The sequence below is a fragment of the Gilliamella apis genome (assembly GCF_002142155.1).
Lineage (GTDB): Bacteria > Pseudomonadota > Gammaproteobacteria > Enterobacterales > Orbaceae > Gilliamella > Gilliamella apis.
In genome coordinates this window covers 1-9,952 of record NZ_NASD01000038.1, presented here as the reverse complement: position 1 = coordinate 9,952, position 9,952 = coordinate 1, and the positions used below count along the sequence as shown (strand labels likewise).

The 9,952-nt window shown below is 34.1% G+C and carries 8 protein-coding genes; 4 read left to right on the top strand and 4 right to left on the bottom strand.

From position 1 onward, the window contains the following. The first annotated feature begins 221 nt into the window (after positions 1-221). The 3 genes from dnaE (at position 222) to B6C84_RS11310 (ending at position 5,289) form a co-directional block, all read left to right on the top strand. Positions 222-3,701, top strand: coding sequence for a DNA polymerase III subunit alpha (gene dnaE / locus B6C84_RS11320; RefSeq protein WP_086320904.1), 3,480 nt, complete (start codon positions 222-224; stop codon positions 3,699-3,701). Positions 3,702-3,940: 239 nt separating this feature from the next. Further along, positions 3,941-4,900 carry an acetyl-CoA carboxylase carboxyl transferase subunit alpha gene (gene accA, locus B6C84_RS11315; protein WP_086320905.1) on the top strand — a complete coding sequence of 320 codons (960 nt, stop codon included), beginning with the start codon at positions 3,941-3,943 and terminating at the stop codon, positions 4,898-4,900. 20 nt (positions 4,901-4,920) lie between these two features. Further along, a complete protein-coding gene (locus tag B6C84_RS11310; RefSeq protein ID WP_086320906.1) occupies positions 4,921-5,289 on the top strand; it encodes a diacylglycerol kinase in 369 nt (122 codons plus the stop codon). An 83-nt stretch (positions 5,290-5,372) separates the two neighbouring features. Here B6C84_RS11310 and B6C84_RS11305 read toward each other — a convergent pair whose 3' ends face one another. The 4 genes from B6C84_RS11305 to metK form a co-directional block, all read right to left on the bottom strand. After that, positions 5,373-6,215, bottom strand: coding sequence for a 23S rRNA (adenine(2030)-N(6))-methyltransferase RlmJ (locus B6C84_RS11305; protein ID WP_086320907.1), 843 nt, complete (start codon positions 6,213-6,215; stop codon positions 5,373-5,375). Next, positions 6,209-6,583 carry a hypothetical protein gene (locus tag B6C84_RS11300; protein ID WP_065614594.1) on the bottom strand — a complete coding sequence of 125 codons (375 nt, stop codon included), beginning with the start codon at positions 6,581-6,583 and terminating at the stop codon, positions 6,209-6,211. Before B6C84_RS11300 ends, B6C84_RS11305 begins: the two co-directional genes overlap by 7 nt. A gap of 257 nt (positions 6,584-6,840) precedes the next feature. Beyond that, the gene (locus tag B6C84_RS11295) at positions 6,841-7,344 is read right to left on the bottom strand and encodes a SprT family zinc-dependent metalloprotease (RefSeq protein ID WP_086320908.1); all 504 of its coding nucleotides are present in this window, start codon (positions 7,342-7,344) and stop codon (positions 6,841-6,843) included. Then, positions 7,328-8,479: a methionine adenosyltransferase gene (gene metK / locus B6C84_RS11290; RefSeq protein WP_065614592.1), complete on the bottom strand. Its 1,152-nt coding sequence runs from the start codon at positions 8,477-8,479 to the stop codon at positions 7,328-7,330. Before metK ends, B6C84_RS11295 begins: the two co-directional genes overlap by 17 nt. A gap of 210 nt (positions 8,480-8,689) precedes the next feature. On the opposite strand from metK, the gene murI reads away from it, so the two are divergent. Further along, positions 8,690-9,517, top strand: a complete 828-nt coding sequence (gene murI / locus B6C84_RS11285; RefSeq protein WP_086320909.1) for a glutamate racemase — start codon at positions 8,690-8,692, stop codon at positions 9,515-9,517. Positions 9,518-9,952: the final 435 nt, after the last annotated feature.

Below are 9,952 nucleotides of genomic sequence, written 5' to 3'. Positions count from 1 at the left end.
CTGTTAATACTAACTAATTTAATAGTACTATTTAGGTATATCACTAAAAATAGCAAAATATCCGTGATAGATAAAGCGATTAACTATTAAAAATTTTTAATATAAATAACGAGTTTTATTTGTCCGTTATGGGATTTTCCGATAAATAAAGACAATAAGAATATTCATATGGTTTATGCTATAATTGAGGCTAATTTTCGGAGTAATTATTTTTGGTAAATATGACTGAACCTAAGTTTATTCATCTTCACTTACATAGCGATTTTTCAATGATTGATGGCATTGCTAAAGTAGGTGCTTTAGTTAATGAAGTCAGCAAGTTGCAAATGCCTGCTTTTGCTATTACTGATTTTACCAATCTGTGTGGACTGGTGAAGTTTTATGGTTCAGCAATGGGTAAGGGCATCAAACCGATTATTGGTGCCGATTTAGCTGTTAAAAATTCACAATTAAGTGATGAGGTTTATCGGTTAACATTATTAGCTGCAAATAATGAAGGCTACCAAAATCTTACTTTATTAATTTCTAAAGCTTACCAGCGTGGCTATATTGGAGATTTACCAGTTGTTGATCAAGAATGGTTAACATTGCATCGCAATGGTTTAATCATATTAGCTGGTCGTGAAAGTGATATTGGTATTGGTATTATTCGTGATAATCAGGCGATTATTGATGATGCAATTAACTTTTATCAAGAAAATTTTAATCAACACTTTTATTTTGAATTGGTTCGCACAAATCGCCTTAATGAAGAATTATTTATTCATAGTGCTATTAAGCTAGCTGAACAACATGCCTTACCTGTTGTGGCGACTAATGATGTACGATTTTTGAAATCTTCGGATTTTGAAGCACATGAAATTCGCGTCGCTATTCATGATGGTAATACACTTGAAGATCCTAATAGACCGAAAAATTATTCAGCTGAACAATATTTGCGTACTGAACAAGAGATGTGCGATTTATTTTCAGATATTCCAGAGGCATTAGAAAATAGTGTAGAAATAGCTAAGCGATGCAATGTTACTATAAGGCTTGGTGAATATTTCCTACCACAATTTCCTACTGGTGATATGTCGACGGAAGATTTTTTGGTACATAAATCTCGAGAAGGTTTAGAAGAGAGATTAGAATTTCTTTTTCCTGATCCCGAAGAACGAAAACAAAAACGTCCAGAATATGATGAACGATTAGAAACAGAATTAAACGTAATAAATCAGATGGGTTTCCCTGGTTACTTTTTGATCGTAATGGAATTTATTCAATGGTCAAAAGATAACGATATTCCCGTTGGCCCTGGACGTGGTTCAGGAGCAGGTTCATTAGTTGCGTATGCTTTAAAAATAACTGATTTAGATCCATTAGCATTTGATTTACTTTTTGAACGTTTTTTGAATCCAGAACGGGTTTCAATGCCGGATTTTGATGTCGACTTTTGTATGGAAAAGCGTGATATGGTTATTGATCACGTTGCTGATATGTATGGTCGAGATGCTGTATCGCAAATTATTACCTTTGGTACTATGGCTGCAAAAGCGGTTATCCGTGATGTAGGGCGAGTACTTGGCCATCCTTATGGATTTGTCGATCGTATCTCAAAATTAATTCCTCTTGATCCTGGTATGACCTTAGCTAAGGCGTTTGAAGCTGAACCACAACTACAAGAGCTTTATGATAATAACGAAGAAGTTAAGTCTCTTATTGATATCGCAAGACAGTTGGAAGGTGTTACTCGAAATGCAGGTAAACATGCTGGAGGTGTTGTAATATCTCCAACTAAGATTACTGATTTTTCTCCTATTTATTGTGATCCTGAGGGCCACCATCCAGTAACGCAATTTGATAAAAATGATGTTGAATATGCTGGACTAGTTAAATTTGACTTCTTAGGATTACGTACCTTAACCATTATTGACTGGGCGATTAAAATGATTAATGAGCGCCAGTTAAAGGATGGTAAGGCCGCAGTTGATATTACTCGTATTCCATTAGATGATGAAGAATCTTTCCAATTATTATTAAAAGCTGAAACTACCGCGGTCTTCCAATTGGAATCGCGTGGTATGAAAGATTTGATCAGGCGGTTAAAGCCAGACTGCTTTGAAGATATGATCGCTTTAGTTGCTTTATTTCGACCGGGGCCGTTACAGTCAGGGATGGTAGATAATTTTATTGACCGTAAGCATGGACGAGAAGAAGTATCATATCCAGATATCAATCATCAACACGAATCTCTTAAACCAATATTAGAACCAACCTATGGCATAATTTTATATCAAGAACAAGTTATGCAAATTGCCCAAACACTATCTGGTTATACGCTAGGTGGTGCAGACTTGTTACGACGAGCGATGGGTAAGAAAAAACCAGAAGAGATGGCTAAGCAGCGTTCTGTTTTTAAAGAAGGTGCGGAAAAGCAAGGCGTTGATGGTGAGCTTTCAATGCATATTTTTGATCTGGTTGAAAAATTTGCTGGCTATGGTTTTAATAAATCTCACTCCGCAGCTTATGCACTGGTTTCATATCAAACATTATGGTTAAAAACTCATTATCCGGCTGAATTTATGGCTGCTGTAATGACAGCTGATATGGACAATACAGATAAAATTGTTGGTTTAGTTGACGAATGTCTAAGAATGGGGTTGCAAGTTAATCCTCCAGATATTAACAGTGGTCTTTACCATTTTCATGTGAATGATAAAGGTGAAATTGTTTATGGCATTGGTGCCATAAAAGGGGTAGGTGAAGGGCCGATTGAAGCAATTGTAGAGGCGCGTAATAGCGGCGGATATTTTAAAAATATCTTTGAGCTTTGTGCTCGAACTGATATGAAAAAAATTAACCGACGTGTCTTAGAGAAATTAACTATGGCAGGGGCTTTTGATAAATTGGGCCCACATAGAGCAGCTATTTTACATAGTATTAATGATGCCATGCAAGCAGCAGATCAATATGCTAAAGCACAGAATATTGGTCAAGAAGATATGTTCGGAGTCCTTGCTGAAGAGCCAGAACAAGTTGAACATGCATATGCTGCTGTACCTGAATTACCAGCACAAGTTTTACTTGATGGTGAACGTGAAGCATTAGGACTTTATTTAACCGGCCATCCGGTTACCCAATATTTAAAAGAACTCAATCGATATTCAGGGGGCCTTCGTATTAGCGAGGCAGCACCTACTGGATGGGGCAAAATGGCTACTTTTGCCGGTATTGTTGTTGATGCTAGAGTTCGAATTACCAAAAAAGGTAATAAAATTGGATTATTTACTTTAGATGATAGGTCAGGACGAATTGATGGCATGCTTTTTTCTGAAGCATTAGATAAATTTGGTCATTTACTGGTAAAAGATAAAATTCTAATTGTTTCAGGGCAAGTAAGTCATGATGATTTCAATGGTGGGTTTAAATTATCTGTTCGTGATATTGTTGACTTAAAAGATGCTCGGGCTAAATATGTTAAAGGGTTAGCTATTACATTAACTGATATTGAAGTTAATCGGACAATCCTACAACGACTACAGCAAATTATAGAACCTTATCGACACGGTAGTGTACCAATTAATTTATATTATCAAAGAGAAGATTCTATCGTACGCCTACAATTTGGTACCACTTGGCGTATAGTACCTGAAGATGCACTAATAATAGAACTAAAAACCTTACTAGGTAATGAGCGTGTGAATTTTGAATTTGATTAATTAAGTTATATTAATCGAATAAGTAATAAAAATTTAGGCTATTTAGAAATAAAGATTTAAATAAATATTAAAGGTGCTATTTAACCTGTTTAAGTCTATTAATAATAAATATTGATGACTTCAATGACAATTACATAGTAGAATTGGTTTAATTTTATTTTAATAAATAGTCAGTATACTAAATTTAGTAACGTATTTTTAATAAAATACAAATAATACAAGAGGCAATCACAAGCGTTATGAACAATTTTTTGGAATTTGAAAAGCCGATAGCGGAATTAGAAGCAAAAATTAATTCCTTAAAGAATATTGATTCGCAACAAGTTGAATTAGATATTAATTTAGATAAAGAAATTAAGCAATTAAATCAGAAAAGTCGTGAATTGACTAAAAAAATATTTTCTAATCTATCGCCTTGGGATGTGGCTCAATTAGCTAGGCACCCTAATCGCCCTTACACATTAGACTATATCAATGAAATTTTTACTGATTTTGATGAGTTGGCTGGTGATAGAGCCTATGCTGATGATAAGGCAATTGTTGGTGGCATAGCGCGTATAGATGATCGCCCAGTTATGGTGATTGGCCACCAAAAAGGTCGTGAAACTAAACAGAAAATCTATCGTAACTTTGGTATGCCTGCTCCAGAAGGTTACCGTAAAGCATTGAGATTAATGCAAATGGCTGAGCGATTTAAGTTACCAATTATTACATTTATTGATACTCCAGGAGCCTATCCTGGAATTGGTGCAGAGGAAAGAGGACAAGCTGAAGCAATTGCTCGTAACCTACGTGAGATGTCACGATTAAATGTACCAACAATTTGTACTGTGATTGGTGAAGGCGGATCGGGTGGCGCACTTGCAATTGGTGTCGCAGATAAAGTTAATATGCTACAGTATAGTACTTACTCCGTTATTTCTCCGGAAGGATGTGCATCAATTTTATGGAAAAGTGCTGATAAAGCGCCAGTAGCAGCAGAAGCAATGAATATGACTGCTGACAAATTGATAAAATTGAATCTGATCGATTCTATCGTACCAGAACCTCTTGGTGGCGCTCATCGTGACTATACTGCTATTGCTACTTCACTTAAAGCACAATTATTAGCTGATCTGGATGAATTAGAAGGTTTAGCATTATCACAACTGCTTGAAAGAAGATTCCAACGTCTTATGAACTACGGTTATGTACGATAATTTAGGGATCGAATATAAATATGAATAAACCGACCGGATTGCAACGCATTATTAATGCGACAAAATATTCTTTGAAGGGATTTAAGTCTGCAATAAAATATGAAGTCGCATTTCGTCAAGAATTAATTATATTAATTCTAGCTTATATAACAGTAATGTTAATCGATTTTTCTATTTATGAACGCATTTTATTATTGGGTTCAATTGGCGTTGTGATGATTGTTGAATTACTTAATAGTGCTATTGAATGCGTGGTTGATCGTATTGGTAGTGAAAGGCATGAATTGTCAGGGCGGGCAAAAGATTATGGTTCTGCAGCAGTTTTTCTTTCCCTGTTACTAACTATAATTTTATGGATTTATTTGTTTGCTTGTCATTTCTTTCCTTGATTTTTATTATTTAATTGTTGTTTAAATATTATTTATTAAAAATGCGAGAGGTTCTCGCATTTTTGGTTTATAACTATTAGAAATTATTCTGGAACTAATTCTTTAATAAGATAATTCCCCATTTTTTCTGTATCAAGGGTGTTTTTCAACCACGGCATAATGGTTTGCATTTGTTGCTGTAATTTCCATGGCGGATTAATAACTATCATACCGGAAGCCGTCATACCTTTCTGGTTATTATCTGGTTTGATTGCAAATTCAAATTGAGAAATTTTCTTAATACCTAAGTTAACAATTTCATCTATCATCTTTTGTGTTTGAGTTCGAGAAACAACTGGATACCAAATTAAATAAATGCCAGTTGCGAAACGTTTATATGCTTCCAATAATACTTTAGGGATTTTTTGATAGTCATCTTTTATTTCATATGAAGGATCAATCAAAATAATTCCTCGACGAGATTCAGGAGGTAGTTTTGATTTTAATTGTGAAAATCCATCTTCTCTTAATACTCTCGCCCGCTTATCTTTACTGAATTCTTGTCGCAATAATGGATAATCTGTAGGATGAAGTTCTGTAAGATTGATTTTGTCTTGTTCTCTTAGTAATTGTTTAGCAATTAAAGGTGAGCCTAAATAATATTTCAAGTTATCGAAAGGGTTATAACGTTTTAAAACCGATAAATAAGTATTAAGCAATTCAGGTGTTTCCGATTGTTGCCAAATTAAATTGATACCAGATAAATACTCCCCCGTTTTTTCAGCATGTTCACTTTGTAGTAAATAACGACCAGCTCCAGAATGAGTATCTAAGTATAAAAATGGTTTTTCTTTTTCTTTTAATGAGTTAATACATAATGTTAATACAATATGTTTTAATACATCGGCATGATTGCCTGCGTGATAGCTATGACGATAGCTTAACATGACTTATTTAACCTCTTTTGTTCATTTTTTTGCATATAGAATGTTGTTAATGCAAGGCTTAAAAGACAAGGAATCTCCATCAACTCTTCAATAAGATCTTTGCGTTCAGGATTCAAAACTAACCATTGGTAACCTAAACGACGGTGTTCAGCTGTGTCGGCAATACCTAAAAAAAGAAAGGCAAAAAATAGATGCCAGACCGGAATTGTGTCATATTTATATCGACGAGTTATCTCGTGACGAATGGTTGGCAAAAATATAGTCAGTAATGGAATTGTCATGATAATACTAGCTATAATTTTATAATAAAAGCGAGGAACATCAGGGAAAAAATCTCGTCCCCAACTGATTCCTCGACCAAAAAGCATAAACCACCAAAAAATTGTCCAAATCCAAAATTTATACAGGTTTGAATGATTTTTAACTCTTTTCGCATAAAAATAGCTATAACCACACATAAATAATAAAAATAATGATTGGAAATGTTCGATTAAGCTTACTGTTATTTTGCCATATAACGGCAGAAAAAAATTACCTAAGATATATAAGAGAAAGCTTAAAATTACAATAAATATAGAACTTTTGTAAAAGTGGGTATCAAAATTAGGCATAGTTTATTTTAAAATTAACTAAAGTTTTTAAGTTTTAATATAGTACCGCATTTACGACATTGATAACTAGTTTTATTATTTATAATTTTGTTATGCCGTATTGGTGATAAATGATGCTCTTGGCAGTCACAAAAATATATATATCCATTGCGTTTAATTTTGAAATTATGGGTCACTTTTGGTTCTTTTTTCATTATTTTAGACATGACATATTGCCATTCTTTGCCATGCGGTTTTACTTTACCAAAATATTGAAAAGTAATGAGATGAGCTAATTCATGAGGCACAACTTCATTAATAAAATCTTCCTTATTCTCATAGAGCATTGTGCTATTAAGTTGTATTTCCCAATGGGTTAATAATGCGCAGCCAGCAATAGTACCTTTAGGTTTGTAACTGATTTTAGGCTCTTTATAATTGGTTTTTAATATTTGATTGGCTTGAATTAAGTGGGTTCTTAAACAAGCCAATACTTGATTATGTAGATAAATTGGTATGTGTTTATAATCCTGCTGCATCGCGAAGAATAGCTGCCTTATCGGTTTTTTCCCAAGGGAAGATATCTCGACCAAAATGGCCATAGCTGGCCGTTTTTTGATAAATTGGCTGGATAAGATCAAGCATTTGAATTAGTCCATAAGGACGTAAATCAAAAAATTCTTTTATTAATGATATAATTTTGTCATGAGCAATTTTTTCAGTACCAAAAGTATTAACATAAATAGAAGTTGGATGAGCAACACCGATAGCGTAAGAAATTTGTAATTCACATTTATCAGCAAGTCCTGCGGCTACAATATTTTTGGCAACATATCTTGCTGCATAAGCTGCTGAGCGGTCTACTTTTGAAGGATCTTTGCCAGAAAATGCACCACCACCATGACGTGCTGCACCGCCATAGGTATCAACAATAATTTTTCGACCAGTTAAACCACAATCTCCCATAGGACCACCAATAACAAAGCGTCCAGTAGGGTTGATAAAATATTTTGTTCTTGAAGTTAACCACTCGTTTGGTAACGTTGGTTTAATGATCTCTTCCATAACCGCTTCATGCAACGCTTTTTGTTCAATGCCTTCTGAATGTTGGGTCGATAAAACTACAGTATCGACTCCTTGGATTTTTCCATCTTGGTAAATCAATGTGACTTGGCTTTTGGCATCAGGTCTTAACCATGGGAGAGTACCATTTTTTCTTACTTCAGCTTGACGACGCATAAGATCATGAGCATAACTAATTGCTGCTGGCATTAAATTAGGCATTTCATTGGTAGCATAGCCAAACATAATACCTTGGTCTCCAGCACCTTGCTCCAGTGGATTTTGACGATCAACGCCTTGATTAATATCTGGCGATTGCTTACCAATTGCATTGAGAACTGCACAAGAGTTGGCATCAAAGCCCATTTCTGAACTAGTATAACCAATATCATTAATGGTTTTTCTGGTTAATTCTTCAATATCAACCCATGCAGAAGTTGTAATTTCTCCACCAACTAATGCCATACCGGTTTTTACGTAAGTTTCACAAGCAACTCGTGCTTTAGGATCTTGTTCTAAAATAGCATCTAATACAGCATCAGATATTTGATCGGCGATTTTATCTGGGTGACCTTCTGATACAGATTCTGAAGTAAATAGAAATTCTGACATGTTTTACCTTCTTTAACTTATTTAGTGCAATTCTCTAAATATAAAATAACAATGAAAGTTGCTTGTGTTTAGCAGTTTTACCATCTAGACGTCCATTTTAATGATTTATTCTAAAAAAAGCCAGTACTACCACAAACAAAATTACTTGCATAAAATTTTAATCAATTTAGGATATGGCTCGTTTATTTTTTTAACCTTCATTAACTATATATGAATATTGTAAAACAATCTCCCACAGTATTAGTTTTTGATTCGGGTATCGGTGGATTATCAATTTATAATGAAATCTATAATAAAATGCCGAATCTACATTATATTTATGCTTTTGATAATGAAGGATTTCCCTATGGTGATAAATCATCTGAATATTTAATTACTAGAGTGAATCATATCATTGCTACCATTTTACAATCATACTCTATTGATTTAGCTGTGATTGCATGTAATACCGCTAGCACTATTTGTTTACCAAGTTTACGGACAAACTTTCCTTTTCCAATTGTAGGAGTTGTACCTGCAATTAAGCCTGCCAGCAAAATTACTAAAAATAAATGTATAGGGTTATTAGCAACCAAAGCAACAATACAAAGAGCATATACCAGTAATTTAATTCAGGAGTTTGCTCCAGATTGTGATGTTAAATTGCTTGGTTTATCTGAATTAGCCCATATAGCAGAAAATAAATTACAAGGTATTGCTGTTGATATGCAGCAACTTGAGACACTATTGCAGCCATGGCTTAAGTTATCTGTCATTCCAGATACAATTGTACTTGGTTGTACTCATTATCCGTTTATTAAAGATGAGTTAAGAATACTTTTTCCTAATACAACTTTTATCGATTCAGGATATGCAATTGCATCAAGAGTTAATACATTACTTAATGATCAGTATGATCTAAATAGCTTAAATAAACTATCTACTTTAGATAATATTGTGATAAGTACATTGCATAATCAGCAAGTTGAAAAATTAACTAAAAAATTCACTGAATATAATCTTAATAAATATCATTGTATTAGCGTTTATGCTGATTAAAGCTTATTCGAACAAATAAATAATTGCAACTTTTCACTTGCCAAAAAAAATGAAGTGCCTATAATGCGCATCCACTAACACGGCGTCAGCGACAAGCAGACAAGGGTCGTGTTAGTGAGCAAGGTCAAAAATTTTAAAAAAAGATCTTGACGAATAAAAAGGTGTAGCGTAGTATACGCAGCCCTTGAGACAGCAAACTGAAACAAGAAATTGTGAAGTAAATTAAAATCCTGTCAGCTCTTTAAAAAGAAGAAACAGACAATCTGTGTGGGCACTTGCGAGACGAAAAATTAAAAGTCTACGGACTCAAAAAATTAAGTCTTGATAAGTGACACTGAAGATTCATTTGAATTATGTCAGAGACAGTTATTGAGCATCAAACTTTAAATTGAAGAGTTTGATCATGGCTCAGATTGAACGCTGGCGGCAGGCTTA

Coding starts and splice junctions, on each gene's coding strand:
- dnaE (WP_086320904.1), top strand. CDS start 222: ATGACTGAACCTAAGTTTATTCATCTTCACTTACATAGCGATTTTTCA.
- B6C84_RS11305 (WP_086320907.1), bottom strand. CDS start 6,215: ATGTTAAGCTATCGTCATAGCTATCACGCAGGCAATCATGCCGATGTA.
- B6C84_RS11310 (WP_086320906.1), top strand. CDS start 4,921: ATGAATAAACCGACCGGATTGCAACGCATTATTAATGCGACAAAATAT.
- accA (WP_086320905.1), top strand. CDS start 3,941: ATGAACAATTTTTTGGAATTTGAAAAGCCGATAGCGGAATTAGAAGCA.
- murI (WP_086320909.1), top strand. CDS start 8,690: ATGAATATTGTAAAACAATCTCCCACAGTATTAGTTTTTGATTCGGGT.
- B6C84_RS11300 (WP_065614594.1), bottom strand. CDS start 6,583: ATGCTTTTTGGTCGAGGAATCAGTTGGGGACGAGATTTTTTCCCTGAT.
- B6C84_RS11295 (WP_086320908.1), bottom strand. CDS start 7,344: ATGCAGCAGGATTATAAACACATACCAATTTATCTACATAATCAAGTA.
- metK (WP_065614592.1), bottom strand. CDS start 8,479: ATGTCAGAATTTCTATTTACTTCAGAATCTGTATCAGAAGGTCACCCA.